This is a genomic window from Granulicella sibirica, from assembly GCF_004115155.1.
GTDB lineage: Bacteria > Acidobacteriota > Terriglobia > Terriglobales > Acidobacteriaceae > Edaphobacter > Edaphobacter sibiricus.
The window spans coordinates 1,101,735-1,128,146 of record NZ_RDSM01000001.1 but is presented as its reverse complement, the minus strand read 5'-3'; the positions used below and the strand labels follow the sequence as shown (position 1 = coordinate 1,128,146).

The window sequence follows — 26,412 nt, the reverse complement described above, 5'->3', positions numbered from 1 at the left end:
ATGGATCGAGGGAAAAGATATGAAGCAGATCGTGATCGCGGGAGTTTTTCTGGCTCTGGCCGCGACCCAGGTAAAGGCGCAGATCAATGCGGGCGAGCAGAAGCCCGAGGCGGATGTTCCGTTTACGCTGACGCAGGTGACGACGTTGAACCTGCCGTGGCGGATTGCATTCCTGCCGGACGGGCGGATGCTGATTACCGAGAAGGTTGGACCGATCTGGGTTGTGACGCAGACCGGAGAGAAGACGCCGGTGGCGAATGCTCCGGCGGTTCTGGCCCGGGGACAGGGCGGCATGCTGGGGATCTACCTCTCGCCGCACTATGCGAAGGACCACTTTGTGTACCTCACGTATTCGGAGCCGGGTGAGGGCGGGTCGAGCCTGGCGCTGGCGCGGGCGAAGCTGACGCTTGGGCAGGGCTCGGCGAGCCTCGACGACCTGAAGGTGATCTGGCGGGATGGCGAGCGGGGCCAGGGCGGGCAGTTCGGGGCGGCAGTCGCGTTCTCGCCGGACTCGAAGTACCTGTATCTCACGGTTGGGGATCGGCAGAGGATGACACCGGCCCAGGATCCGAACCAGCCTCTGGGCAAGATCCTGCGGCTGACGCTCGATGGAAAGCCTGCCCCGGGGAACCCGATGGCGGGCAAGACGGGTGCGGCGAGCGTGCCGGTGATCGATCCGCCGGACGATACCGAAGCGGCGAAGACGGCTCCTGTGGTGAAGACGTATACGTTTCCGGGGCCGAACCTGACGCAGTCGGAGACGTGGAGCATGGGGCACCGGACGCCTTACGGGCTGGCCTTTGCACCGGACGGCAAGCTTTGGGAGATGGAGCATGGGCCGAAGGGCGGGGATGAGCTGAACCTGATTCTGCCGGGGAAGAACTATGGGTGGCCGCTGGCTTCGTACGCGGTGAACTATAACGGCGTGCCGATTCCGAGTCCGGATACGCGGCCTGATTTGACCAAGCCGGTGATCTACTGGACGCCGATTATTGCTCCGGGCAACCTGATGTTCTACAAGGGCTCGATGTTTCCGCAGTGGAACGGGTCGGCGCTGATCAGCGGGCTGGCTTCGAAGGCGATTCTTCGAGTTACGTTCGATGGCAAGGGTGGGGCAAAGCCTGCCGAGCGTTGGGAGGTTGGGCACCGGATCCGGGATGTTGAAGAGGCTCCGGATGGGGCGCTCTGGCTGCTTGAAGATGCTCGGGGCGGTGGGGTGTTCCGGGTTACGCCTAAGTAGGTTGTTCCGATTCGGGTAGCGGGAGGAGGGCCGGTGGTTTCGGTCCTCCTTTTTGCGTTATGAGGCTTCACTTTACCTTGCCAGCGGTGTCTTCGAGGATGACGTTGGACAGGATGGCGGTGTCGGCTTTGGCGGGAAGGTGGGAGCAGAAGCCTATGCCGACGTAGAACGGGCCTTCGAAGGGGAGTTTGAGGGGTGGGCCCAGCTGGTGCATGGGTTCGCCCTGGAAGCTGACGTAGAGGGCGATCTCGTCTCCATGCTTCTCGATGCCGATGCGTTTGGCGTGGACGTTGTTGAGCGTGCCTCCGAAGCGAAAGGACATGTCCTTCATCTGCTGGTTGGTTTCGGGACGCCAGGCGAGGTGAATCATGCCGGTTCCGTGCTCGCCGGCCACGGCTTCCTTGGCGTCGTCGTCGAGCGACTGGCGGATGACGATGACGACCTTGCGATCGCCGTAGCCTTCGGGGTTCGGAAAGGAAAGATCGGTGGCTAGGGAGAGGTCGCCGGAGACCTTTTTCCAAAGATAGCGGAACTCGTCGCGGGAGTACCAGATGTTGTAGCCGGCGGAGGTGATGGTGTAGGTTTTGCCCGCCGGATCGAAGGTGGAGTTGCCGGGGACGACGGCGGCGCCGATGTCGGACTGGCCCTGGAAGATGCCGATGGGCTCGGCCAAGGTGCGGGTGGGGCGGTGGAAGTCGGCGGGTGGGGGGACCTGATTGTGCGTGGCGGAGCCGGGCTGGGCCCAGTCGGGGACGGTTTGGGCTGAGAGTGGGTGGGTGCGGGCGGCGAGAAGGATTGCGAGGAGCGCGATGCTGTGAGGTCGCATAGCGAGCCACTTTAGCAGGCAGCGGATTAGCTTGTTTTCTTTACCTGGAAGGCGATCTGCCATGGTGTTGGAAGCATGGATGTTTGCTCGGCTACGGCACGGAGTTGGACCTGGGAGGGCTGTTCGGGGAACTCGGCGGGGATGTATGCGGACTGGGCGGCGGCTACCGGGACGGCGAAGAGGTTTTGTGCAGGCTCGGATGCGGTTTGCAGGGTTGCGGGTAGCAGGGTGTTCCTGGGGTGGAGTTCGTTGAAGTAGCCGGGGTTCACGGCTGAGGGAGCTCCGAGGAGCCAGGGGCCGTAGGTGAAGAGTTGGCCCTTGTTGCCGGGAGAGGGGGTCTGCTTCTTCTCCATGGCATAGGTGATCGTGATGGTGTCGTTGGGGGTGAGGTTGGAGACGGTGAGGCCCGGGACGGGGTGGCCGTTTCGGTCGAGATGGATGGTCTCAGCCCAGGCGGGTTGGCGCACGGTGAGTCTCTGGCCGGCGGGGGACTGTTTTACTTTCAGTTGGATGGTTCCGTCTTGCGCGAGGCTTGATTTTGCTTCGACGTGAAGACCGGCCTGGGTGAAGGTGCTGTCTACGGGGAGGTCGTAGAAGAGGCTCTGGCCGGTGGAGCGGAAGGCGGTGCGGTGGACGTCGGGGAAGGCGCGCAGGCCGTGCAGGGTGCAGCACCACCAGGCGCGGACCGAGACAATTTGCGGGATGCCGGACTCGTCGAGGGTGGCATGGCCGAAGTCTCCGGTGGAGAACTGGTTCATGGAGAACTCGTTGAAGAGGATGTGCTCGGCTGTGTCGAGGTACTTTGGGTTGGCGGTGGCGCGCCATAGAGATAGGTTCAGGCGTAGCCAGTCGCACTCGGCGCAGCCTTCGGTGCGGAGGCGCTTGGGAGACCAGGCTTCGGGGACGCCGCCGGTGACGAGGACGTCGCCGGAGTTCATGACGCTGAGCCAGCCGTCTTCGGCGCGGCGGAGGTGGGTGGAGTCGTGCGTGGCCTGGTAGAGGTCAACTGTGCCACGCAGGCTGCAGAGATAGCCGTGGACGTGGTCCGAGGGGCGGCGCTCGATGCGTTCGGAGATGGCGGCGCAGAGGTCTTTGTAGCGATCGTCGTGGGTGACGGCGTAGAGGGCGGCGAGGCCTTCGGTCTGCTGGGTCCAGCAGATGTAGCTCGAGGCGAAATGGGCGGCGCCGAAGTCATCGGCCATCTTTTTTGAGTTGAACTCAGGTCCGATGCGGACGAGGAAGTCTCCGAGCTTTCGGGCTGAGGCAAGGGTGGCGGGATCTTTGGTGAGGGAGTGGTACTCCATGAGGCCGACGAGGAGGCGTCCGTTGCCCCAGAGGAGGGCGAGGTCGCGGTCGGTGGGCTGGTCGTAATGGAAGGCAGAGCCGAAGTAGCCGTCGGGATGCTGGGCGGCGATGACGCGATGGACGACTTCGTCGAGGATGGGAAAGGGGGTGCCGTACTCGGATGAAGCGGAGGCGAGGGCACCGACCCAGCGTCCGGAGACGTCGCCGGAGAACTCGGTGAAGCGACGACCAGGGGTGGCGTGGATGTCTTCGAGGAGGAAGTCGGGGGTGTAGGCGGGGTTCGAGCCGTGCAGAACGCGGTTTAGCGTGAGATGGAAACGGTCGGATTCGGGGGTGGCTGTGCTGGCGGGAGGGTGTTTGTCCGCGAAGGCGAGGGATGGGGTGAGCGGGATCGCTGCCAGCGTACCTAGAAAGCTTCTGCGGTTCATCCATTGCTCCGGGGTGCGATGCTGCCTGGCCGCGTGTGATTTGCGGCGCGTCCAATCTTATCCAATCCATGAAAGCGCTTTCAGCATTAGTTCGGAAAGCGTATTCTCATCGCAATTTCTTTATGCGAATTCTCCTGTCGGTTCTAGCCTCTGCTCTTCTGTTCTCTTCCGCCGCGTTGTTCGCCTCCGAGATGCCACACGTTGAGAAGACCCCCAGCGGTTCTTACCGGCTGATGGTGGATGGGCAGCCTTTCCTGATTCTTGGGGCGCAGGTGCGGAACTCCTCGGCGTGGCCGGAGCAGTTGGAGAAGGCGTGGCCGCTCTATAAGGAGCTTCACGCCAATACGGCTGAGATCCCGGTGTATTGGGAGGTCATCGAGCCGCAACCAGGGAAGTTTGACTTCAGCTCGGTCGACAGGATCGTTGACGGGGCGCGCAAGAATAACCTGCGGCTTGTGCTTCTCTGGTTCGCGACATGGAAGAACGGCGAGATGGACTATGTGCCGCAATGGGTGAAGGATGATTCGGCGCAGTTCCCAAGGATGCGCGACAGGGCAGGCGACCAGATACGGGTGCTTACGCCTATCTCCGAGACCACGCGAAATGCCGACGCGAAGGCTTTTGCGGCGTTGATGCGGCACCTGAAGGAAGTCGATTCGGAGCAGCACACCGTGATCATGATGCAGGTCGAGAATGAGCCGGGGTCGCTCGAGAGTGATCGGGACTACTCGCCCGAGGCGAATAAGCTTTTTGCCGGGGCGGCTCCGGGCAAACTCATCCAGGCGCTTAAGAAGAAGCCTGGGACGTGGCTTGAGGCGTTTGGCCCGGAAGAGGCGAATGAGGCGTTCGCCGCCAACTATATTTCGACTTACATCAATGCGGTCGCTGCCGCGGGGAAGGCGGAGTATCCATTGCCGATGTATGTGAATTGCTGGCTTCGGGAGCGCAAGACCTTCGAGCGGCCGGGAGATGCTTACCCGAGCGGCGGCGCGACCTCGAACGTGCTGGATCTTTGGAAGGCAAATACCCCTTCGCTCGATGCGATCGCGCCGGATAACTACGTTCTCGACTACGTGGGGTATCGGGATATTCTGCGGAAGTACAGCCGGCCGGATAACCCGCTGTTTGTGCCGGAGACGATGCTTGGGCCTTTGTCGGCGAGATATATGTTCTATGCCATCGGGGAGTACCATTCGCTGTCGTTCGCGCCGTTTGGGCTCGATGCGAGGGTGACGGCGGACTCCGGGATCAAGCAGGAGGATGTGTTTGGAGGGCTTGCGGCAAACTTCAAGCTCTTTGCTCCCGCCGTTGGGGAGATATCGAAACTGCAGCAGAAGAACGCTATCAAGGTCGCGGTGGAAGAGGACCAGATCACCGACCTCTGGCTTCCGTTTGCGAAGTTCGATTCGGTGGTGACGTTTGGTACTCCGAAGCCGGGGTATGGCGGGCTGTTCGGCACGGCTACGAAGAACAGGACGGGTAGGGCGATGGTCGCGGAAGTTGCGCCGGATGAGTTTTTGATCTGCGGCTTCGATTCACTGGTGCGGTTCATGCCACGGCGTGGATCGGAGCTGAGGAAGGCACAGTTTCTGTCGGCTGAGGAAGGCTCTTACGTCGATGGGAAGTGGCAGACGAGCCGCTTGCTCAATGGGGATGAGGTGTTCTTCGGAATCTTCTTTCCGGCGGAGGGCAAGTGGGTGAAGGTGAAGCTCAAGGCCTATTGATGGTCTGTGTGCTGCTCTCAGCGAAAGAGGGAACATAGGGTCAGAGGAGAGGTTCAGGGAATGAAGATCTTTGTCTTCGGCATGCTGTGTGTGTGGGCCAGCATTTCGCCACTCCTTCAGTCCCAGGTACACAACCATGCCCCTGCCGAGACGCTAGGTAGCGTCAGCTTCAGTACCTCGTGCCTGCCCGCTGTGCAACCTCAGTTCAATCGTGCGGTTGCTCTGATGCACTCGTTCCAGTTTGGTTCGGCGATTCAGGGATTCAATGCGGTTCTGGAGGCGGATCCGAAGTGTGCGATAGCCGAGTGGGGCATTGCACTGAGCAGTTGGGGAAACCCTTTCGCCGGGTTCAAAGCTCCAGCGCAGGTGGAGCGGGGCCTGCGTGCGGTGGAAGAGGGCCGTGCCATCGGCGCGAGTACGGATCGAGAGCGCGCCTATCTTGAGGCCGTTGCCCATCTCTACGTCGAGAGCAGTCACATCGATCAGCCAACGCGCGTTAAGGCTTATGAACACTCGATGGCCGCAATCAGTGCCGCCTACCCTGAAGATACGGAAGCGACCATCTTCTACGCACTGGCCCTGGCAGCCGACGCCGATCCCACTGATAAGACGTATGCGAATCAGTTGAAAGCCGGCGCGCTTCTTGAGGCTTTGTTCGTGAAATATCCCGATCATCCTGGATTGGCACACTACCTCATTCATGCCTACGACGAGCCGGCGCTGGCGCCACGAGCAGCAGAGGCCGCGCGGCGCTACGGAACGATTGCGCCCTCGACGCCACATGCCTTGCATATGCCGTCTCACACCTTTACGAGGATTGGTGACTGGCAATCTTCGATCGACACCAACATCGCTTCCGCAGCGGCGGCGCAGGCCGAGCATCAGCCGGCCGACGTGCTGCACGCGAGCGATTACATGGTCTATGCCTATCTGCAGACCGCGCAGGATGAGGCTGCGAAACGGTTGGTGGAGTCATCGGCCACGACGTTTGCTGCGTTCGATCCCGCACACGCAACCGGAGCGGCTCCTGCCTCTGCGGCCTTCTTCGCGCGTGCGGCCATTCCGGCGCGTTATTGCCTGGAGCGGCAGGCCTGGGCCGATGCGGCGAAGCTCGAACCACTCTCCAGCCCGTTTCCGTATGCGAACGCAATCAGCTACTTCACGCGGGGTCTTGGAGCCGCCCGTTTGAAGGATGGATCCGCAGTTCGCGAGGCAATCAAATCGCTGGAACAGATACGCAACAAGCTCACCCAGATGAAGGACGCCTACTGGGCGAACCAGATCGATATCGAACGGCAGGAGCTCGTCGCGATGTTGAGTTTTGTTGAAGGTCACCAGATTGAGGCGCTGACCGAGATGCGTCTCGCGGCCGAGGCGGAGGACAAGACAGAGACCGCTACGGTGACTCCTGGACCTTTGAAGCCGGCTCGCGAGATGCTCGGAGAACTTCTTCTACAGCAGAAGCGGCCCGCCGAAGCGCTGAGGGAATTTCAAGCTACTTTGAACAAGGAACCTAATCGCTTCTGGTCACTGTACGGAGCGGCTGAGGCGGCGAAGCGGGCAGGGGATCGCGAAAAGGCCGATCTCTATTTTCAGAAACTACTCGCCGTTGCAGCGCGCGCAGACCAACCCGGACGACCCGAACTCGCCGAGGCGCGAGCCGCAACACGGCGCGAGTAGATCGCGCAAGGAACGAAGTTGGTCAGGGCCGGGAGTTGGTAGGCGGGAAGGCTAGGTGCCGTCTTCGTCTGATCCGAAGATCGCGGTACAGAGGCTTGCCGCCAGGTAGGCCGTGGGTGATGTTGATGCCACGACCGCGGAGACCCAATTCAAGACCTCGGATGCTTTGACGGCCAGTCCACCTAAGTATGACTTCCGATCGCCGGTCATGAGGTGCCTGCCAGATCGAGGGCGCTTTGGATCTGATCAAGGAGCCATGAAAGCATCTGTAGGAGGTCTCGCATGGCGAATGCAAGTGACTTCCCCTCGAAGATCGAATGAGATGGACCAAGGATGATGACGCCGCTTGGCCCGGTATGCGAGAGAAGAAGCCTGGCAAACGAGCTGATGGGGCGAAGGAATTCCTGCGTTTGGAAAGATCTGCTGAGTGCAGGTAGGGTGTGGAGAAGCATGAGCACCTTCTAAGGACTTGACGGGTAAGTGAGACCCCTCGTGGTTATTTGGATTTGTCGCGCACAGAGCCGCGCCGCCGGGCTTGACCCAGGCGTCGTGACTTTGCGCAATGCTCTTGCTTGGTGGACCTGCTGCGCTCCAGGACAGCTACCGGTGGAGATGCATGCAGTATCCGGAGGTTAGTCAGAAACTCCGATGGCTCGTCGATACTGCGTTGGAGTGACCGCACAGACCGAGCGGAAGACTCGCGCAAAATGCTGGGACGTTTGGAACCCGCAACTGATCGCAACATCGATCACTCGAAGGCGCGGGGATTTGAGCAGCTCTTTTGCATGTTCGACGCGGGCAGTCAAGACGAACTGATGAGCGGCCTGTCCGGTGGATCTGCGAAACATCTGGTTGAAGTAGCTTGTACTCAGACCTGCCGCGCTTGCCATCTGCTGAAGAGAGACCTCTTGATCCATCCTTCCGTAGACGAGATGCTTTACTCTCGACAACTGCGCTGGCGTCAGACCGCAACGGTATTGCGGGAGGCGACGTTTTAGATTTCCACGCAGTTGTACGAGAGCCGAAGCGAGTGCCTGCGCGATCGAATCCATGTAGAGCCGACCGGAAAGTCCGCCTCCTTCTTCTTCAGCTTGTACGGCGGTGACAAGGGCATCGACTCGCTTGTCCTCGAAGTGCGTGCTGCTCTGTATCTCGACCGTCTCAGCGCCCGCCTCTTCGGCGATTGCGCGGAAGGCCTCGTCCGGGAGGTCCACCTTGAGGATCTGTATCTCGCTCTTCCAACGGACAAACTCGTCGATTCCGCGATTGCAAACAATCAACTCTCCGGGGCCGTAGGAGTAGTCGATCAGCCTGCTTCGGCTTACCCCATGCTGGTAACGGCCCGGGGAAAGTATCCTGGCCAGCGACTGCTGACGCTGCATGTAATACGTGGGCTCGGTCTCGATGCCATTTTGAAGATGGTGCAGTTGCAAGCCGTTGTTTTCGTCCACGTCAACCTCCGGCTGTCCGGAGTCTACGAAACCCGACAACATCTAAAGCCTACGCTGATGGCGGCAAACAGTGTCTTATGAGCCATAACCCTAGCTTCATCGGCGCGATGAGAGACCGTGCAGGGCTGAGCCGCGTGAACTACTTTCATCTCAGCAGTCCACGCGGCATCGGCCATCAGTGAGCGGCCGGATATGCCGGCAACTGCTCCGCGATCTCGGCTGGCGACAGCATCCGAATGCCATACTTTGTGAAGATGGCCATGGTGTCGGTCAGGTCGGCCGTCGCGTAAGTCTCCATGTCGGACGGAATCGTCATGGCACGAGCGGGCGCGTTCATCTTGTTGATTGCCGTGAAGAATCCGCCGGGCGTGATGAGAGCGAGCACATGGCACTCGTCCGACTGAATGAGGTAGGCGTGGGGTATGTTTCTCGGTAGAAAGACGGTCTCGCCGGCTGCCACGGTGAAGACCTGACCATCGGCGAAGACTTTGAGTTCTCCGGCGAGGATGTAGAAGAGCTCGTCTTCCCGATCGTGAATGTGCGGAGGCGGCTCGGTTCCTTTCTTCATCTTCGATTCGGCGAAATCGAAGGCACCATTCGTATCGGGGCCTGCAGCTAACTGGCTGATGAGGATCCCCTTGTACCAGGTTGAATTATCGAGAGCGGGGGAGCGTTTGTAAGCCTGCATTGTCATTGTTTTCCTTCTTTCGTGGAATGAATCGTTCAAATGAGTGTCCGTGGCGCTGTGACGGCTGGCCTCGGACATACTCTTGGCTAAGAGCATGAGCGAGTTTTTTTAGTTCGTAGCTGACACAAGTGCGTGCACGGCCTCTGTCGTCAGGGCCCGCCCGCCGATTCCCCACTCTCCACTGCGAACCTCTTGCAGGATCACCCAGGTCACCGACCGCATGTTCTCGCCTTCGATCGCGACCATGGCATCCGTGAGCTTTGTAATGACTTCCTGCTTTTGCTCGGGGGTAAATACGTTTTCAATCAATTGAACCTGAATCAACGGCATGGTGTGACTCCTCTCACGTTCGCCTCAACAGACTTGCCGTGAAGCGCTTTGTTCATAAGAACGCGAGGAGAGTTGCCGAACGTGTCCGATCGATCGATGTGTACCGGAAGAGCCGGCGAATTCGCACAGACAGAGACGTCCCACGGGTCAAGTCCACATTCGAGACGGATCTGCCCCTGCTGCTCTCTTTTGGAGGTGGTAATGGCCTTGCGTCCGGTTGAACCTAGAGCCAGGTATCCACGGTGACGGGGCGTATCCCCTGGCTGGAAAGCGACGCCAGCAGGGTGTCGACGGCTCCAACCGTGGGGAGGCGCGGCTGGCCGAGGGCGACGTCGCCGCCATCGTGGAGGACGATGTTGGTGGAGTGGTTGCGGCGGCGGTTTCGGATGATGCCGCGCTGGATGGTCTTGACGATTCGGGAGGATTCCTGCGGCCGCCAGTCGTTGGCGATGATGTTCCACTGGACGGTGGTGAGGCTTAGTTCGCGGGCATAGTCGAGGACGTAGGGACGGCGGGCGCCATGAGGGGGCCGGAAGAAGCGGACGGGGGCACCCAGCGTGTCTTCGATGGCGACGTTGGCGGTGCGGAGCTCTTCGCGGATGCGGGCATCGGTCTGGATGTGCAGCCAGGGGTGGGTCATGGTGTGGTTGCCGACGATGTGTCCGGCGCGGGCGATGGCCTGGACGATGCCGGGCTGCTTGCGGACGAAGCGACCGATGACGAAGAAGGTGGCGCGGGCTTCGTGCTTCGCGAGGACGTCGAGGAGGCGGAGGGTGGTGTCGCCGTTGGGGCCGTCGTCGAAGGTGAGGGCGAGTTCGCCGGGGTTGTGTCCGGCGACGAGGACACGGCCGAATAGCTGTGAGCGCGGGTACATGGCCGCGTAGGTCCAGCCGCCGACGGTGAGGCCGGCCGCGGCAAGGCCCATGGCCGCGTCGACGAGCGGACCTGGGTCGGCCACGACTACTTCTTCTGCGCGGCTAGAAGCGCGAGGACTTCCTCGGCGTGGCCCTTCGGGGTGACGTCGGGGTAGACGTGGAGGAGGCGCTGGCCGGTGCCGGTGTCGGGGCCGATGATGTAGGTGGTGCGCTTTACGCCTTTGACGATCTTGCCGTACATGTTCTTGGGCTGGATGAGGTCGTAGCGGTTGATGAGCTCCATGTCGGGGTCGGCGAGGAGGTCGTAGGGCAGGTCGTACTTATCCTTGAACTTCTTCTGGGACTTGACGTCGTCGCGGGAGATGCCGAGGACGACGGCTCCGGCGGCCTGGAGCTTCTCGAAGGTGTCGCGGAAGCCGCAGGCTTCGATGGTGCAGCCGGGGGTGTCGGCGCGGGGGTAGAAGAAGAGGACTACCGGGGATTTCTTATAGTCGGATAGGGAGACGGGCTGGCCGTTTTGATTATTCAGGGTGAAGTCTTCGACTACGTCGCCGGGCTGCATCATGTTTTGCCGCTTTCTGTGGTGAAGGTGTTTAGCTGACGGGTTGCGAGAGGAAGGCCAGGGCTTTTTCGAGCGAGGCGGCATCTTCGACGTTGGCGATCTTCTGGCTGCGGTCGATCTGGCGCATGAGTCCGTTGAGGACCTTGCCGGGGCCAACTTCGACGAAGTGGGTTGCGCCCTGGGCGACGAGGAGCTGGATGCACTCGACCCAGCGGACGGAGCCGGTGACCTGGCGGATGAGGCAGTCGCGGGTGTCGGGGGCGCGGGTGATGAGGCGAGCGTCGACGTTGCAGGCGATAGGGAAGTCGGGGTCATGGAATGAGACGCTCTCGAGATGGTTGGCGAGGCGCTCCTGCGCGGGCTGCATGAGCTTGCAGTGGAAGGGCGCGCTGACCTGGAGGAGAACGGTGCGCTTGGCTCCGGCTTCCTTGCAGAGCTCGATGGCGCGATCGACGGGGGCTTTGGCTCCGGAGATGACGGTCTGGTCGGGTGAGTTCAGGTTGGCCGGGGAGACGACAGCCTTGGCGACGATGGAGCGCTCGGCGTGCGACTCGCTCGGGGTGATATCGACTCCGGGCTCTTCAAGTGCTTCGTCCATGACCTGGGCGCAGATATCGTTGATCTGGGCGTAGGGCAGGCCGAGGATGGCGGCCATGGCTCCCTCGCCGGCGGGGACGGCTTCCTGCATGAAGCGGCCGCGGTTGCGGACGGCCTTGACGGCTTCGGCGAAGGTGAACGTTCCGGCAGCGACGTGCGCGGAGTATTCGCCCAGGGAGTGTCCGGCGGCGAAGGCGGGTGTGATGCCTGACTGGGCGAAGACGCGATAGGCGGCGACGGAGACGGTGAGGATGGCGGGCTGGGTGTGCTCGGTGAGGTTGAGTTCCTCCGCCGGACCGTCGAAGATGACCTTCGAGAGGGCGAAGCCGAGGGCGTCGTCGGCCTCTTCAAAGACGGCGCGGGCGGTGGGGAAGCGATCATAGAGGTCGCGTCCCATGCCTACGACCTGGGACCCTTGTCCGGGAAAGAGGAGAGCTAACTTCAGGGCTGCGTCGGTCAGAATCGGAGCAGTGGTCATCGCCTTCGATGGTAAACCAGCGGAAGGCGGCCTGGCCCGCCGCCTTGTTACGGGCGGCGGAGGGCTTGGTTAAATTCCGACTCCGAATTCGAGATCGTGCTCGTCGCCGGCGTGCTCGTAGAAGTCGTACGGCGTGCGTCGATTGAACTTGTAACGGATACGCAACTCGCGGCCGACGATGACGCCGAGCGCGAGGGCACCCATGCCCGCCGAAATCCAGCCGATGGTCTTGAGCAGGGCGGATTGGGGCTGCGAATCTTCCTCAGAATCGGTGAAGAGGGTCGGGGTGCTGTCGGTGACGGAGGGGAGAGGATTGGGAGCAGGGAAGGCCTGTGCGGCGGGATCGAGTAGGGCCGAGGGGAGGACTTCACTGTCTTCCGGCGCGCTGGCAAAGAGGCGGAATGGGAAGAGGGACTTCATGGGTTGCATGATAACGCACGCTGCCGGTGACCGGCTCTCAACCTTTCGGGGGAGTGTTCTGATACGGGACGGTGAGTGTTCTAAACGACATCCACCTGGGTAAAACCGAGGGAGTAGAGGAGCGTGGTGACGGTGGCGCGGGCGTTCTTGCGGGCGGTGTCGAGGATGCCGTCGGCGAGCGCGGCCTTGCCGAGCTGGTCCTGAGCCTTGGCGCGGGTATCGGACTCGAGGTTCTGGTCGACGGGAACGAGGAGGCCGGTGGAGCGGGCGTAGACGCGGCTGTGCTGGTTGTCGAGGTTGGTGACGAAGACCTCGGAGGCGGGGAGGGTGACGTGGATAGAACGGCCGTGTCCGGTCTCGTCGATGCGGACGTCTTCGGGCTTGAGCTTGGCGAGATCGATGCCGGCGATGGACTGGCCGTGGACGATGAGGAGGATGCGGTCGCCGGCGAGGAGGTCGGGGAAGATGGGGCTGGAGTGGACGCCTTCGACGACGGTGTCGAGCGAATAGACGACGGACTCGAGGCGGCTGAGACGCTGGATCTTCTCGACGACGGCGGGGACGGAGGTGTCGAAGGTGGTGGTACGGCCGGTGATGAGGGAGGCGACGCGTCCGAGGGGGCCGGAGGTGGCGTTGTGGACGAAGACGCCGAGGGCGGTCGCGCCGATGACGAGGGCGAGGAGGAAGACGAAGAAGCCGCCGCCGCTGGAGGATCGGTTGTAGTCGTACTGCGTGGTCATGTGTGGCTCGATTCGATGGGTTGTTTCTACAGGATACGGGATGCGTGGGAACCACTTTCCCGGTTTGGATCTTAGATGGGGAATACCAGGAGAAGCGGTAAAAGAGAGTAGTAGTTTGAGGCATGCGCGTGACTGTGGATATCCCCGATGCGCTTCACCAGCAGTTGAAGGTGCTTGCCGCGCGTGAGAGGACTACGTTGCGGGCGCTGATCGTGCAGGCAGTCCAGAAGATGCTGATGCGCGATGTTCAGCCCGAGCCGGGCGACCGATCGGTTTAGTGTTCGATCGCTCAAGCGATAACCCAAGCGTTTGGGTTGCTATACTCAATAGGTGCCTACCGTTCTGCGGCTTGCCGGTCTTCGCATCGTCATCTATCCGAACGACCATAGGCCAGCGCACGTTCATTTGATCGGGAGTGGAAAAGAGGCCATCTTCGAGCTTAACTGTCCTGAGGGACCGGCCAGCCTTCGTGAGAACTTTGGCTTCGCACGGCACGAGTTGAACGCAATTCAGAAGGCGCTCGGAGAGCATGTGCCACCGCTCTGCCGCGTCTGGGAGGGGATCCATGGTTACGCGTGAGGAATTTGCGAAGGCGAACGAGCGGGCAAAGGAACTGGAGTCCAGAGTTCCCAAGGCAGTGTCTGCCAAATATGACCGTCACATTCGACGCGTTGTGGTTCAGCTTAGCTCGAATCTTGGCATCTTCTTCTCTCCCCGGGATGCGGAGGGGTTGGAGCATGCCACGGCTGAACAGCTTGCCGAGATTGAGATCTCTCCCTCTGGCTATGGGCTCCACTTTCCGAGGCTTGATGCTGACCTTTACCTGCCGGCGTTGCTCGAAGGCGTCTTCGGTTCTGAGCGGTGGATGGCGAGCCGCATGGGGATGCGAGGTGGCAGGTCCAGAAGCGCAGCAAAGACAATGGCCGCGCGGGAGAATGGGAAGAAGGGCGGTCGCCCGAAGCAAGAGGAAGCTGCTGTGGTTGCTCAATAGAATTTCAGAGTCAGTGGGTCGGAATCTCACTGGGTCAGTGGCTTGCAAATTTTATGGCTGATTCTGCCATAAAAGCCCTACCCTCACAGATTGAGGAAATCCGGCATGCCGACACGCAATCTCTATCTCACCGATACCCTTGATAGCTTCGTGGCTTCAGGAGTGGAGGATGGCCGCTACAGCAATGCGAGTGAAGTCGTGCGCGAAGGGTTGCGCATGATGCAGCAGCGGGAGGCCGAGGACCTTGCGAAGATTGCGCGGCTGCGCGGGGCGGCGCAGGAAGGTATCGAATCGATTGAACGTGGCGAATTCGTGACACTTTCTGGCCCTGACTCGATCAGGCAACACTCGCGTGGGTTGCGTGCTCGTTCGTGAGTAAGGCTGTCTATGAAGTCGCGCTTTCTGCCGATGCGGACAGGGACTTTATCGAAATTATGGCTTGGAGTGGCGCGAACTTCGGAGAGGCGGCGGCGGATCGCTACGAGACACTGATTGCGCAGGCCTTGATCGATCTTAGCGAAGACCCTTTTCGTCCGGGTGCGAGGGCGCGGCCGGAGTTGCTGGCTGGTCTCTATAGCTATCACCTCGTAGGCAGCCGTGATCGGGTACCGGCCAGAAAGTAATGACTCTCAGGCACTTTCTGGTGTGCCAGGTGAATGGTTCTCAGGTTGCAGTGTTGCGTGTTCTGCACGACAGCCGCGACCTGGGCGGCATGTCGCGGCTGTGCTTCAGGATGAGTAGATCGGGAATTGATCTGCTCATGCGATCTCGGAACCTCCTGAAACGTCCGTTTCAGGGGTAACAAGATAGCCGAAGCCAGTTTACGGGTCGCTTGTAACGCTAACATCGAGACTTGAAGGGGGCGGCATTGGTTGATCGGGTTAACGTAATCGACGGATGGATGCAAATGGTCCTCGATACTGGCGGAATCGAGAGGCTAGATGATCTTCACGTAGACACAATTGCCCCTGAGTGGAAAGAACGTGAGACTTGGGTGGACGGAAGCTCCGAGGCGATCAAGCTCGCTCGTGAAAGCCGCAGTCGCATTGCGCCGGACAAAGTCTTAGCGTTGATGTGCTCTCTAACGTCCGAGTCAAGTGAGACGCCTCCCGCGTCGATTGAAGACTTGGCCACGCAGATTGATTGGTCGCCGCCATCGCTCTATCTGTTTGAGCCCTATTCAGAGCCGTGGAGTGTGTCCTCAGAGGTCACGGTCAGCCGGTTGAATGAGCTTTTCAGCGGCTGTACCTGCCTACTTCTGGAATTTGCGGCAGCGGACGAGCCCACACCTCGCCGATCCTTCGTCGCAATCGTATGAGGCGAGTTCCTTCCTGTGCACGCATAGAATCTGAGGCTTGATGCAATGCGTGAGGAGCGATTAGGTGAACATTTCGTTTGCACCTGGAGACAAGGTTAGGGTTTCAGAGGATTTCTTCTGGGCCAAGGGAGCCACAGGAGCGATCTCGATTCCCCCTGGAGAGATCACTGCGTTAAGTGGACCTTGGGATGGAGACATTTCGAGACAGGAAACTAGCAGCCTCGGGGTCAACACAGTTTATTGGGTTTGGTTCGACGAACCCCAGCTCGATGCTGACGGTGATGGACCGTATCGTGCTGGATCAATATGGGAGAGTGCTTTAAAGCGGATCGATTGAGGGGCCTTTTCAGGAAGACTTACGCTCCAGCCGTCAGCTTCTTCGCAACCGTCTTGAAAACGACAACCGCCACTACAAGGCCGATGATTACTCCTCCCACCGCAGCGACTCCATCATGGTAGTTGGAGTCAAATAGCATCAAGAACAGGGAACCGAGATAAAAGGCTCCTGCAAGTGCAGCGAGCGAACAGATCAAGGCAAGCGAGAATCGACCGACGCGTCTCATTGTCACGAATCATAGAGCAACCGCCGCGCAGATCTGCGGTCACCCACGACAGCTCCGGTTGTCGTGGGTAATAGTACGACAGCTGTAGCTTCGGGATACAGCAGGAAAGCGTATCTCAGAGGCTGAAGCCGCGGCGTGGGTGAGGCGCTTGCGGCACGGGTGAACCCGTGCCCTTAAGCAAGACGATTGTTACGGAAGCTGGCATACTTTGAGGCTCTGAGGGTTACTCGACCAGCATGTCGGCGGATTCGGTGGCTTCTACGGTGCGGCGGTTCTTGTAGGCGGCTCCTACGAAGTCGCGGAATAACGGGTGGGGCTCCAAGGGCTTGGATTTGAACTCGGGGTGGAACTGGCAGCCTAGGAAGAAGGGGTGGCCAGGGATTTCGACGATCTCGACGTAGGTGGCGTCGGGGGTGGTGCCGGTGAGGCGTAGGCCGGCTCCGGTGAGGATGGCCTCGTACTCGCGGTTGAATTCGTAACGGTGGCGGTGGCGTTCTGAGATCTCCGTCGTGCCGTAGGCTTTTGCGGCGAGGGAGCCGGGTTCGAGGACGCAGGCCCAGGCTCCGAGACGCATGGTTCCGCCCATCTCTTCGACGCCGGTGAGTTCGCGGAGCTTGTAGATGATGCGGTGGGGGGTGGCGGGGTCGAACTCGCCGGAGTTGGCGTCCTTTAAACCGCAAACGTTTCTTGCGTATTCGATGCATGCGGTCTGCATGCCGAGGCAGATGCCGAAGTACGGGACCTTGTGCTCGCGGGCATAGCGGATGGCGTTGAGCATGCCCTCGATGCCGCGCTTGCCGAAGCCGCCGGGGACGAGGATGCCGTCGAAGCCTTCGAGTTGAGTGTAGAAGTCGTTGTTGCGGCGACCGTCTTCGCCGCGGGTTTCAAGGCCTTCGGCTTCGATCCAGGTGACCTTGAGCTTGAGGTTGTGGGAGAGGGCTCCGTGGACGAGGGCTTCCTTGAGGCTCTTGTAGGAGTCTTCGTACTCGACGTACTTGCCGACGATAGCGATGGAGACGTCGTCCTGCGGATTGTAGGCGCGGTGGACGATGTCCTGCCACTTGGAGAGATTGGCATCGTGGGTGTCGATGCGGAGGTACTTGAGGGCGAGAGCGTCGACGCCCTGCTCGGCGAGGTTGAGGGGGACTTCGTAGATGCTGGGGACGTCGCGGGCGATGATGACGGCTTTTTCTTCGACGTTGCAGAAGGCGGCAATCTTCGAGCGCATCTCGCGGGGGACGGCGCGGTCGGCGCGGCAGAGGAGGATGTCTGGCTGGATGCCGATGGAGAGCATCTCCTTGACGGAGTGCTGGGTGGGCTTGGTTTTCAGCTCCTGGGCGGCGGCGATCCACGGGACGAGGGTCATGTGGACGAAGCAGGTGTTGTCGCGGCCGAGCTCCTGGCGCATCTGGCGGATGGCTTCGAGGAAGGGCAGGGACTCAATGTCGCCTACGGTGCCGCCGATTTCGACGAGAGCTACGTCGCAGTCCGCCGCGACCTTGCGCATGGCGTTCTTGATCTCGTTGGTGACGTGGGGGATGACCTGGACGGTCTTGCCGAGGTAGTCGCCGCGGCGCTCCTTGGTGATGATCTGCTCGTAGATGCGTCCGGTGGTGAGGTTGTTATCGCGCGTGAGTTTCGCGTGGGTGAAGCGCTCGTAGTGGCCGAGATCGAGGTCGGTTTCGGCGCCGTCGTCGGTGACGAAGACCTCTCCGTGCTGAAACGGCGACATGGTTCCGGGGTCGACGTTCAGATAGGGGTCAAACTTCATGAGATTGACCTTGATGCCTCGTGCTTCGAGAAGGCAGCCGATCGATGCGGCTGCGAGACCTTTTCCCAGCGAAGACACGACGCCGCCCGTTACAAAGATGTACTTTGCAGACATGTCCGCGACCTCTTCAGATGTTCAGGAATTTTGTGCGGTGTAGGCACGGTTAAGTATCGCAGGGTCGGGCGGGGGAAGCAATGGGGGTTGGAACGTAGGGCTTTCAAACGGGTTACGGGTGGACTATGATCTGCGGCATGGTTCTGGACCGGTTGGCGGCGCGGCCTGTGCCGCGGATAGAACGATGGGGATTGCAGCGCCTGGACACGCTGGCACGGCGGCTTGGTAAGGGGGCGAAGCTTCCGGCGCACCTGCAGACGGGGTTGGTTGGTGAGCGGGAAGCGCTGTTCGAGTTGCGGCGGCTGGGGTATACGGTTGTGGCGCGGCGGTGGGCTACGGCGAAGGTGCGAGGGGATGTGGATCTGATTGGGTGGAAAGGGGATACGCTTTGCTTTGTCGAGGTGAAGACGAGGACGGCACGCGATGCGTATGCGGCTGAGGTTGCGGTCGACAGAGAGAAGCGCGTGCAGCTTCGGAAGCTGGCGCGGGTGTATCTAAAGTCGTTCGATGAGCCGGGGCGCGGGGAGATGGCGACTCGGTTCGACGTGCTATCGGTTTACCTGACGGCGTCGGAGCCCGAGTTTGAGGTTCTGGAGAATGCTTTTGGCTGGGTCGAAGGGCGGGCGGAGGAATCGGGGAACCGATGGCGTGGGTTCGGTGTCTAATAGTCTTGGTTTGGAAATGACTAGGAGACTACGATGACTTTGCTCAACGCCCCGGAGTACAACGCATCCCGTGAGGCGAAGAAGCGGAATGTCCTCGTTGGCTCGGGGATTGCGATCCTGCTCATCGCCCTGTTGTCGGTCGCAGGCTTCATCTCAGGTCACGGATGGCTGTTTATGAACCTCCCGGTCGAGCACAAGGTGAGTGTTTTCCTGGAGACATTGCAAGCTGGGGATTATGCCAAGGCTTACGGAATCTGGTGGAACGATCCTGACTGGCAGAAGCATCCGGATGCCCACAAGGACTATCCGCTCTCGCGATTTACCGAGGATTGGACGACGGAGAGCGACTGGAAAGGGCCGATCAAAACCTTCCATGTCGATGTATCGAAACGGGATGATACTGGGGTCGTGGTGGCGGCGACGGTCAATGACAGCCGGAAGAAACTCTTCTTGAAGTATCAAAAGAAAGATGGAACCTTGAGCTATTTCCCGTTGGAACTGCAGTACTAGGCGTACGATCAAGCCTACTCCGGTCATTGGGAATGAGGTTCTCGTGCGCACGATTGCTTACAAGAACTCTCTTCTAAGAACCCTCGATGCGGACTCGATCGCACGTCTGCAGTTGCGTCCGATTATCTTCGAGCTCGGGCATGAGATCGAGTCCCCGGGACATTCAATCGAACATCTTTTCTTCCTCGAAGAGGGAATGGCTTCGATGACGAACACCTTCAGCGACGGATCGCAGGTCGAGGTGGGGATGTTCGGGTACGAAGGGGTGATCGGCGTCTCCGGGCTCATGGGAACGAAGCGCAGTCTGAACCGGGTGTACACGCAGATCGAAGGGCGCGGCTTTTCGTGTTCGCTAGAGGCGGCGCGGAGGGAGTTCGGCCTAGGGCAACTCTTTCAGTCGCTTGCGCTGCGCTATGTGCAGGCTCAACTCCTACAAGCGATGCAGTCGGCCGGATGCAATGCGAAGCATCGGATTGAGCAGAGGCTTGCGCGCTGGCTCCTGCTTTGCGCCGACCGGGCGCATAGCAATACGTTCAGGCTGTCGCAGGAGTACATCGCGGACATGCTTGGGAGTACGCGGCCCTCTGTTTCCGTGGCGGCGGGGCTTCTAAAGGAAGAAGCTCTGATCGACTATTCGCGCGGGCTCATTCGGATTCTCGATGTCGAAAAGCTCGAGAGGCGGTCGTGCGAGTGTTATCGGATCATCAAGGATCATCTGGATAATTACACAGAGTTCGATAGCGGGATTCTGGCTGAGCAGACGATTTAGGGCGGAAGGCCTGCCCGGCTTACGGATTGCGACCTTGTTGGTCGTTGCGCGGGCCCAGGGCGTGGTGGATACCCAACCGACGATCAGAATGACGGAGCCTGATGCGGTCATGAGCCACCAGATGGGATGGGTCGCGCGGGAGAAGTCGGTATCGTCGGCCCGGCTCGCCGCTACGACCGTTCCGGCGATGGCTACCCCGAGGGCGGCACCGACCTGGCGGCTTGTAGAGGCGATGGCGGCGGCAACACCTGCCTGGGTGAGTGGCATTCCGGCGACCGCGTTATTGGTGATGGCCGGATTGACCATGCCGAGGCCGATTCCGAAGAGCGCGTAGGCGAGCATCAAGAGAGCGATCGGTGTGCCTGGGTTGATTCCGGTGAGGATGAGCGTGCTCAGCAGGAAGCCGACACCGGCGATCATGACGGACGGACGCGGCCCGTAGCTACCGACCATCCGGCCGGAGAGCGGCGACGAAATGAACATCGCGACGGCGAGGGGAAGCGTGTCGAGGCCGGTGTGAAAGGCGGAAAATCCGCGGATCTGCTGCAGGTAAAGGGCGTTGAGAAAGAGGAATCCGGCGAAGGAAGAGAAGGCCAGAACTCCCAAAACCGCAGCGCTGCTGAAAGGGATGCTGCGGAAGAATCTCAGGTCGATGAGTGGATCGGTGCGGCGCGGTTCGTAGGAGAGAAATGCGGCGAGGGAGATCGCAGCGACGGTGAAGAGGCCGAGGATGGAGGGTGAGGTCCAACCGGAGTGCGGGCCTTCGATCACGCCGTAGGTGAGGGCCGTGAGGCAGATGAAGACAAGGGCCTGACCTACGGGATCGAATCTGCGGGCGCGCGGTGCCTTGGATTCCGGCACGAACTTCGCGGCGAGGAGTATAGCGGTTAGGCCGATGGGCAGGTTGATCCAGAAGATGGCGCGCCAGCCGATGGCCTGAGTCAGTGCGCCGCCGATGACGGGGCCGAGGGCGAGCGAGATGCCGGCGACGGCTCCCCAGACTCCGACCGCGCGCGCTCGATCTTTCGGTTCAGGGAAGACGTTGGCGATGATGGAGAGAGCCACGGGGTTGAGCATCGAGGCGCCAAGGCCCTGCATGGCTCGGAACAGGATGAGCTGGACGATGCTGTGGGCGAGGCTGCACGCCAGCGAGCCTGCGCAGAAGAGGGTGAGGCCGATCTGAAAGACGCGCCTGCGCCCGTAACGGTCGGACATCGATCCGGAGAACATAAGAAGGCTGGCGACGACGAGGGTATAGGCGTCGAGAACCCACTGAAGATCGGCGATCCTGGCGTGGAGATCATGCTGGATGGCGGGGAGAGCGACGTTGACGATCGTCACGTCCATGCCGACGAGAAGAAGGCTCATGCAGCAGATGGCGAGGACGACGTTCGCGTGGACTTGCTTCGCGGTCTTAGTAGGCAACGTTCGACTCCAAAGGTGAGGGTGTCCTCACCTTCTGTCCAGTCTATACGATGCTTTCCTGCCGGTGCCGCTGTTCTCCTCCTGGCTAGTGTTGCGAGAGGGAGAGAACGTTGCCGTCGGGATCTTTGAACCAGGCGACTTTGCTTCCGGACGGTGTGGTCCAGATGCCGAGCGCGTCGTGTTCGAGGAAGCCGTATCGCTCGAAGGTGATGCCGGCTTCGGTGAGAGAGGCGACCTCCATCGGCAGGTCGGGGACTTCCCAGCCGAGGATGGTGCCCTGGGCGGGGGTGAACTCCTGCATGCGGACGATCCGGATGGTGGAGGAATTGGTGGCGACGACGAGGGCGAAGTGGTCGTCGGCGACGAACTTGAGCTTGAGGACGTCGACGTAGAAGGCCTTGGAACGTTCGGCGTCGGTGGTGGGGATAAAGCCAATGAGCGGGTGATCGGACAGCATGGCGTTTCCTCCTTGCGAGCTGGTTCTGGTACTGGTCAGGCGAGTTTACGCTTGCCCTCGAAGTGCTCTTCGATCTCTTCGAGGGTGCGGCCCTTGGTCTCGGGCATGAAGAAGGTGGCTACGAGGAAGTAGGCCATGGTGCAGATGGCCCAGAAGAGGAACATGGCGTAGAAGCCGTAGTTGCCGACGACGGGAAGGAAGACGGCGGCGATGGCGGTGGAGGCGCCCTGATTGAGAAGGAGCGCGATACCCATGCCGGTGGAGCGGATGCGCGTAGGCATGAGCTCGGAGAGAGCGAGCCACACGACGACGCCGGGGCCGACGGCGTAGGAAGCGATGAATAGGGCGAGGCAGAGGGTGATGAACCAGCCGGTCTTCTCGGCGGCGACGGGGCCGTAGGAGGCGCGCTTGATGGTGAGGGGGTGGCCGGTCTCCTCGTCGAGAGGGGCGACCTTGAGGGTGTTGTCGACGTCGGTGTTGATGGCGGTGGCGACCCGGTCTCCGTCGCCGTAGGTGTAGAGGACGGTGAGGGCCATGGGACGGCCTTCGAGTGCGGGGCCGAGGGTGGACTCGGTGACGGGCATGGTGACGGCGTCGTTGGCTGCGGCGGCCTGGACTTTGTCGCGGACGTCGATGCGCTGCGACTCGAAGGTGTGGAAGAGGAAGGCACCGGTGAGGAGGGAGATGACGACGCCCCCGGTTCCGAGTTTGAGGAGGAACTTGCGGCCCTTCTTGTCGACGAGGGAGACGCCGATGACGGTCATGATGCAGTTGAGGACCTTGACGGCGACGTCGCCCTGGGTAGCGTGGCTTGCGGTCATGCCGGCCTGCTTGAGGATGACGACAAGGAAGCTGAGGACGGAGTTGATGCCAGTGGTCTGGTTGGAGGCCAGGACAAAGCAGGCGAGAAGGAACGGGATGACGTACTTCTTCTGGAGCAGGGAGCCGGCTCCGCCGGTGGACTGGCTGGCGGTGTTTTCGTTGGCGAGGGTTTCCATCTCGCGGAGCTGCTTTTCGGCTTCGTCGGGTGGGGAGAGGCGACGGAGGTTGGCGAGGGCTTCAGCCTTGCGTCCCTGACGGAAGAGCCAGCGGGGTGTCTCGACGAGGAGGAAGGTTCCGAGGAAGAAGAAGAGTCCGGGGTAGACCATGGAGAGGAACATGCCACGCCAGGCGTGGTCCTGGGCGGCGCGGATGAGGGCGGCATTGCCATGAGCAGCGGCGATGGCGGTCTCGGCCTGCTGAGTGTAGAGGAAGCCCGCGACCGAGGCGATAACGATGCCGATGGTCAGCATGAGCTGGAAGATGCCGGTGCCCTTGCCGCGGGTGTTGGCTCCGAGGGTTTCGGCGAGGTAGAGGGGGATGACGACGGCGATGACTCCGCCGCTCATACCCTGCAAGAGGCGGCCGACAAAGAGCAGGGTGAAGCTCTGAGAGATGACGATGAGGGCGACGCTGGCGACGAACATGAAGCCACTCAGGATCATCATGCGGCGTCGTCCGAGCCAGTCGGCGAGAAGACCGGCGATGAGCGAGGAGACCATGGATCCGCCGAGGACAGCGGCGACGATGAACGAAGTCTGTTCGACGGAGAGGTTGATGGTCTTGCTGAGATAGAGGAGCGCCGCGGAGATGATGCCGATGTCGATTCCATAGAGCAGGCCACCGAAGCCAGCGATAGTGATGAGAAACCGGTTGTATCCAGCGGTGCTGAACTTATCTGCAATCATTCGTACGCTCCAGAGTGTGGTGAGACTAAAAGGGCAAGGTGAGGCAAAGGTGTTCGAGGGTGGGAGCCTGCCCCTGCATTACACCATAGTGAAACGATCCAGCGGGATGCCGGAGTTTCGTGATACGGCGTGTAGTTATGGGGGTCTAGCGGACGAAGAGTTCGACGCGGCGGCCATCGCCGCTCGCGGTGTCGACGGACTCAGCATTGTTGGCCGCAGGCTGGCTGAAGGTACCACCGGCGATGCGCGTGTGATCGATGCCCTTGGACTCGAGATAGCGTCCGACGGCGAGCGTTCGCTGCTGAGGCAGGGTGGCTTTGTGTGGGGCGCGCTTCGGGGTGTCGGCGTAGCCTTCGAGGCGGAGACGCACGTTGGGATTGCCGTGCATGGCGTCGGCGGCGCGGTCGAGGGTGGCCTGACCGTCGGCTGTTAACGTGGGCTGGCTGGGATCGAAGTAGACGACGCCGAGGTCGGGGAGGTAGCTGGAGGTCTTGCCGGGGGATGCCGCGGCCGATTGAACGCCAGAGGTGTGGCGCGCGAGGAAATACGCCACGAAGGCGATCAGGAGGATCAGCGGAATCATCAGGAACCACGGGCCGAGCCGCTTCTTTTCCTTGTAGATCCTGATCCGTTCTACCGCCATGCGCTGCGTCTCCCGTGCTCGTTTGTTCCTTGCCTTAATCGACGCGGTTCAGCGGATCGATGGCATCGATTGGCTCTTCTTCGGCTTCCTCTTCGGTGCCGGACTCGATGTCGAGACGGTTGTGCCCGGTGGTGTCGAGATGCAGCTTCTCCGGGTTGACGAATTGGCCGGTAACCTCGGGATAGGCGGCATTGGTCTCGATGACGCGCTCAGTGACCTTGGCAGCGCTCTGATCCTGAAAGATGTCTTCGATGCGATCGGCGAGGACTTCGGGAGCCATGACGGCGACGACGGTGCCGCCGTCGCGCAGGCCGTCGATGAGCATGGAGATGTCGCCCTCGGGGACGCGCATTGCCTGAAGAGTCGAGGTCGGGGTTGAGCCGGTGAGTTCGGTGCGGGCGTCGCCTACGACGGCGATCTCACTCTCCGAGAGGCCCAGGGCGAGAAGATCCACTACCGCAGCCTGAGCTGATTCGGCGCTATGAAACATGCAGATCATGGTCGTTGTCGTGAAGTCTTCTGCCATTTCGATCCACCCTTCTCGGTGAGAGGCACGCGCTGAAGCAAAGGATGCCCACGCATGGGGGCGTGGGCATGCTGAAACGAGCTTAGCGGAAAAGGGTTGCGGCGGCGAACAGGTGCTACGCCGTGGGTTTCTGGGCTTTCTCAACGGCTTGTGCGACGCGCAGAAGGGTGGCCTCGTCGAAGTGGCGGCCCATGAGTTGAACGCCGATGGGTAGGCCTGACTTGGTTTCTCCGCATGGGACCGAGATACCACAGATGCCCGCGAGGCTTGCGGCGACGGAGTAGATGTCGGCGAGGTACATGGCGACGGGGTCGTCAGACTTTTCGCCGATCTTGAAGGGTGGCGTCGGAGTCATGGGAGCTACGAGGATGTCGCAGCTCTGAAATGCGTTGAGGAAGTCGCGGGTGAGGAGCGTGCGGACCTGCTGGGCCTTGGCGTAGTAGGCGTCGTAGTATCCGGCGCTGAGGGCGTAGGTTCCGAGCAGGATACGGCGCTTGACCTCGGCTCCGAAGCCCTCGTCTCGGGTCTTGCGGAACATGGAGGAGAGGGTGTTGGATTCGGGGGCGCGGAGGCCAAAGCGAACGCCGTCGAAGCGGGAGAGGTTCGAGGAGGCCTCGGCGGTGGCGATAACGTAGTAGGTCGGGATGGCGTGGCGAGTGTGGGGGAGGCTGACTTTCGTGACGGTGCAGCCGTCTTTTTCGAGGCCGGCGATGACAGTCTCGATAGCGGTGCGGATCTCGGGGTCGAGGCCTTCGCCGAAGTACTCTTCGGGGACGCCGACGCGGAGGCCGGTGACGGGCTTGTCGAGATCGGTGAGGTAGTCGGCTACGGGGATATCGGCGCTGGTGGCGTCGAGGGGGTCTTCGCCGGCGAGGACCTGAAGCATGGTCGCGGTGTCGCGGACGGTGCGGGTGAAGGGGCCGACCCGGTCGAGCGAGGAGGCAAAGGCGATGAGGCCGTAGCGGGAGACGCGTCCGTAAGTGGGCAGGAGGCCGACGACGCCGCAGAAGGCGGCAGGCTGGCGGATGGAGCCGCCGGTGTCGGTGCCGAGCGTGGCGACGGCGAAGTTCGCGGCGACGGCTGCGGCGGAACCACCACTCGAGCCGCCGGGGACGCGGTCGAGCGCGCGGGGGTTGCGGACGGGACCGTAGGCGGAGTTCTCGTTCGAGGAACCCATGGCGAACTCGTCACAATTTAGCTTGCCGAGGATGACGGCGCCGGCGGCTTCGAGCTTCTTGACGACGGTGGCGTCGTATGGGGGTGTGTAGCCCTTGAGGATGAGTGAGCCAGCAGTCGAGGGAGCGCCCTGGGTGGCGAGGACGTCCTTGATGCCGATGGGGACGCCGGCGAGCGGGGGCAGCGGTTCGCCCTTTGCGGCCATGGCGTCGATACGGGCGGCCTGCGCGAGAGCGCGCTCGCGGGTGAGGGCGAGGAAGCTGTGAATGTCCTTGCCGTGGGGCCCGTCGGTCTTGGCGATGCGGGTGTAGTGTTCTTCGGCGACGGACGTCGCGGTCGTGGATCCTGCGGCAACCGCGCCGCGCACGGCGTCGATCGTCCATGCTTCCATTTCTGTCTTCACTTCGTGGGTC

Annotated in this window: 28 protein-coding genes and 1 pseudogene; 12 read left to right on the top strand and 17 right to left on the bottom strand. The window is 61.2% G+C overall.

All coding sequences use genetic code 11. The features are described from left to right. Positions 1-19 precede the first annotated feature (19 nt). Positions 20-1,240, top strand: coding sequence for a PQQ-dependent sugar dehydrogenase (locus tag GRAN_RS04790; RefSeq protein WP_128911832.1), 1,221 nt, complete (start codon positions 20-22; stop codon positions 1,238-1,240). A 67-nt stretch (positions 1,241-1,307) separates the two neighbouring features. On the opposite strand, the gene GRAN_RS04785 is transcribed toward GRAN_RS04790, so the two are convergent. Both GRAN_RS04785 and GRAN_RS04780 read right to left on the bottom strand, forming a co-directional pair. Further along, the gene (locus tag GRAN_RS04785) at positions 1,308-2,066 is read right to left on the bottom strand and encodes a biopolymer transporter Tol (RefSeq protein WP_128911831.1); all 759 of its coding nucleotides are present in this window, start codon (positions 2,064-2,066) and stop codon (positions 1,308-1,310) included. A 26-nt stretch (positions 2,067-2,092) separates the two neighbouring features. Further along, complete coding sequence (locus tag GRAN_RS04780; RefSeq protein WP_128911830.1) at positions 2,093-3,799, bottom strand: beta-L-arabinofuranosidase domain-containing protein; 1,707 nt, start codon at positions 3,797-3,799, stop codon at positions 2,093-2,095. Between the two features lie 122 nt (positions 3,800-3,921). Between GRAN_RS04780 and GRAN_RS04775 the strand changes: the two genes are divergently transcribed. Then, a complete protein-coding gene (locus GRAN_RS04775; RefSeq protein WP_161570838.1) occupies positions 3,922-5,523 on the top strand; it encodes a DUF5597 domain-containing protein in 1,602 nt (533 codons plus the stop codon). Positions 5,524-5,583: 60 nt separating this feature from the next. Continuing rightward, a complete protein-coding gene (locus tag GRAN_RS04770; RefSeq protein WP_128911828.1) occupies positions 5,584-7,203 on the top strand; it encodes a tetratricopeptide repeat protein in 1,620 nt (539 codons plus the stop codon). A gap of 632 nt (positions 7,204-7,835) precedes the next feature. Here the strand turns inward: GRAN_RS04770 and GRAN_RS04765 are convergent. The 8 genes from GRAN_RS04765 to GRAN_RS04730 all read right to left on the bottom strand — a co-directional run bounded on the left by GRAN_RS04765 (position 7,836) and on the right by GRAN_RS04730 (position 13,344). Further along, entirely contained in the window at positions 7,836-8,654 is an 819-nt protein-coding gene (locus GRAN_RS04765) for a helix-turn-helix domain-containing protein (RefSeq protein ID WP_161570837.1), read from the bottom strand. 175 nt (positions 8,655-8,829) lie between these two features. Further along, complete coding sequence (locus tag GRAN_RS04760) at positions 8,830-9,348, bottom strand: cupin domain-containing protein (RefSeq protein WP_128911826.1); 519 nt, start codon at positions 9,346-9,348, stop codon at positions 8,830-8,832. 102 nt (positions 9,349-9,450) lie between these two features. Beyond that, positions 9,451-9,672 carry a tautomerase family protein gene (locus tag GRAN_RS04755; protein WP_128911825.1) on the bottom strand — a complete coding sequence of 74 codons (222 nt, stop codon included), beginning with the start codon at positions 9,670-9,672 and terminating at the stop codon, positions 9,451-9,453. A 223-nt stretch (positions 9,673-9,895) separates the two neighbouring features. After that, a complete protein-coding gene (locus GRAN_RS04750; RefSeq protein ID WP_241654334.1) occupies positions 9,896-10,630 on the bottom strand; it encodes a polysaccharide deacetylase family protein in 735 nt (244 codons plus the stop codon). Positions 10,631-10,632: 2 nt separating this feature from the next. After that, entirely contained in the window at positions 10,633-11,112 is a 480-nt protein-coding gene (locus tag GRAN_RS04745) for a peroxiredoxin (RefSeq protein WP_128911824.1), read from the bottom strand. Positions 11,113-11,140: 28 nt separating this feature from the next. Further along, positions 11,141-12,184 carry an ACP S-malonyltransferase gene (locus GRAN_RS04740; RefSeq protein WP_128911823.1) on the bottom strand — a complete coding sequence of 348 codons (1,044 nt, stop codon included), beginning with the start codon at positions 12,182-12,184 and terminating at the stop codon, positions 11,141-11,143. Between the two features lie 69 nt (positions 12,185-12,253). Beyond that, positions 12,254-12,604 (bottom strand): hypothetical protein, encoded by a 351-nt coding sequence (locus tag GRAN_RS04735; RefSeq protein WP_128911822.1) that lies wholly within the window; start codon positions 12,602-12,604, stop codon positions 12,254-12,256. An 80-nt stretch (positions 12,605-12,684) separates the two neighbouring features. After that, positions 12,685-13,344 (bottom strand): DUF4230 domain-containing protein, encoded by a 660-nt coding sequence (locus GRAN_RS04730; protein WP_128911821.1) that lies wholly within the window; start codon positions 13,342-13,344, stop codon positions 12,685-12,687. Positions 13,345-13,466: 122 nt separating this feature from the next. On the opposite strand from GRAN_RS04730, the gene GRAN_RS25395 reads away from it, so the two are divergent. The 6 genes from GRAN_RS25395 (at position 13,467) to GRAN_RS04705 (ending at position 15,990) form a co-directional block, all read left to right on the top strand. After that, positions 13,467-13,622 (top strand): hypothetical protein, encoded by a 156-nt coding sequence (locus GRAN_RS25395; protein ID WP_161570836.1) that lies wholly within the window; start codon positions 13,467-13,469, stop codon positions 13,620-13,622. Between the two features lie 52 nt (positions 13,623-13,674). Further along, entirely contained in the window at positions 13,675-13,923 is a 249-nt protein-coding gene (locus GRAN_RS26910) for a DUF4160 domain-containing protein (protein ID WP_128911820.1), read from the top strand. Beyond that, entirely contained in the window at positions 13,910-14,335 is a 426-nt protein-coding gene (locus tag GRAN_RS04720; protein ID WP_128911819.1) for a DUF2442 domain-containing protein, read from the top strand. The genes GRAN_RS26910 and GRAN_RS04720 overlap by 14 nt, the downstream gene beginning before the upstream one ends. A 105-nt stretch (positions 14,336-14,440) precedes the next feature. Further along, on the top strand, positions 14,441-14,710 hold the full coding sequence (locus tag GRAN_RS04715; RefSeq protein ID WP_128911818.1) for a type II toxin-antitoxin system ParD family antitoxin: 270 nt from the start codon (positions 14,441-14,443) through the stop codon (positions 14,708-14,710). After that, complete coding sequence (locus GRAN_RS04710; protein WP_128911817.1) at positions 14,707-14,958, top strand: type II toxin-antitoxin system RelE/ParE family toxin; 252 nt, start codon at positions 14,707-14,709, stop codon at positions 14,956-14,958. The genes GRAN_RS04715 and GRAN_RS04710 overlap by 4 nt, the downstream gene beginning before the upstream one ends. Positions 14,959-15,717: 759 nt before the next feature. Beyond that, positions 15,718-15,990: a hypothetical protein gene (locus tag GRAN_RS04705; RefSeq protein WP_128911816.1), complete on the top strand. Its 273-nt coding sequence runs from the start codon at positions 15,718-15,720 to the stop codon at positions 15,988-15,990. A 449-nt stretch (positions 15,991-16,439) separates the two neighbouring features. Here the strand turns inward: GRAN_RS04705 and GRAN_RS04700 are convergent, their stop codons facing one another. Further along, entirely contained in the window at positions 16,440-18,101 is a 1,662-nt protein-coding gene (locus GRAN_RS04700) for a CTP synthase (RefSeq protein WP_128911815.1), read from the bottom strand. Positions 18,102-18,292: 191 nt separating this feature from the next. Between GRAN_RS04700 and GRAN_RS04695 the strand changes: the two genes are divergently transcribed. The 3 genes from GRAN_RS04695 to GRAN_RS04685 are packed head-to-tail and all read left to right on the top strand — an operon-like array spanning position 18,293 to position 20,045. Then, positions 18,293-18,766, top strand: coding sequence for a YraN family protein (locus GRAN_RS04695; RefSeq protein WP_241654333.1), 474 nt, complete (start codon positions 18,293-18,295; stop codon positions 18,764-18,766). Positions 18,767-18,799: 33 nt separating this feature from the next. Next, the gene (locus GRAN_RS04690) at positions 18,800-19,276 is read left to right on the top strand and encodes a hypothetical protein (protein WP_128911813.1); all 477 of its coding nucleotides are present in this window, start codon (positions 18,800-18,802) and stop codon (positions 19,274-19,276) included. A 43-nt stretch (positions 19,277-19,319) separates the two neighbouring features. After that, the gene (locus GRAN_RS04685; protein ID WP_128911812.1) at positions 19,320-20,045 is read left to right on the top strand and encodes a Crp/Fnr family transcriptional regulator; all 726 of its coding nucleotides are present in this window, start codon (positions 19,320-19,322) and stop codon (positions 20,043-20,045) included. A gap of 180 nt (positions 20,046-20,225) precedes the next feature. On the opposite strand, the pseudogene GRAN_RS04680 reads toward GRAN_RS04685, so the two are convergent. The 6 genes and pseudogenes from GRAN_RS04680 to gatA all read right to left on the bottom strand — a co-directional run. Further along, a pseudogene (locus GRAN_RS04680) lies at positions 20,226-21,413 on the bottom strand (DHA2 family efflux MFS transporter permease subunit); the annotation flags it as partial. Between the two features lie 142 nt (positions 21,414-21,555). After that, positions 21,556-21,927, bottom strand: a complete 372-nt coding sequence (locus tag GRAN_RS04675) for a VOC family protein (RefSeq protein WP_128911811.1) — start codon at positions 21,925-21,927, stop codon at positions 21,556-21,558. A gap of 35 nt (positions 21,928-21,962) precedes the next feature. Further along, positions 21,963-23,654, bottom strand: coding sequence for an MFS transporter (locus GRAN_RS04670; RefSeq protein ID WP_128911810.1), 1,692 nt, complete (start codon positions 23,652-23,654; stop codon positions 21,963-21,965). A gap of 145 nt (positions 23,655-23,799) precedes the next feature. Then, on the bottom strand, positions 23,800-24,297 hold the full coding sequence (locus GRAN_RS04665) for an OmpA family protein (RefSeq protein ID WP_128911809.1): 498 nt from the start codon (positions 24,295-24,297) through the stop codon (positions 23,800-23,802). Between the two features lie 34 nt (positions 24,298-24,331). Continuing rightward, positions 24,332-24,823, bottom strand: coding sequence for a hypothetical protein (locus tag GRAN_RS04660; RefSeq protein ID WP_128911808.1), 492 nt, complete (start codon positions 24,821-24,823; stop codon positions 24,332-24,334). Between the two features lie 115 nt (positions 24,824-24,938). Continuing rightward, entirely contained in the window at positions 24,939-26,390 is a 1,452-nt protein-coding gene (gene gatA, locus GRAN_RS04655) for an Asp-tRNA(Asn)/Glu-tRNA(Gln) amidotransferase subunit GatA (RefSeq protein ID WP_128912964.1), read from the bottom strand. Positions 26,391-26,412: the final 22 nt, after the last annotated feature.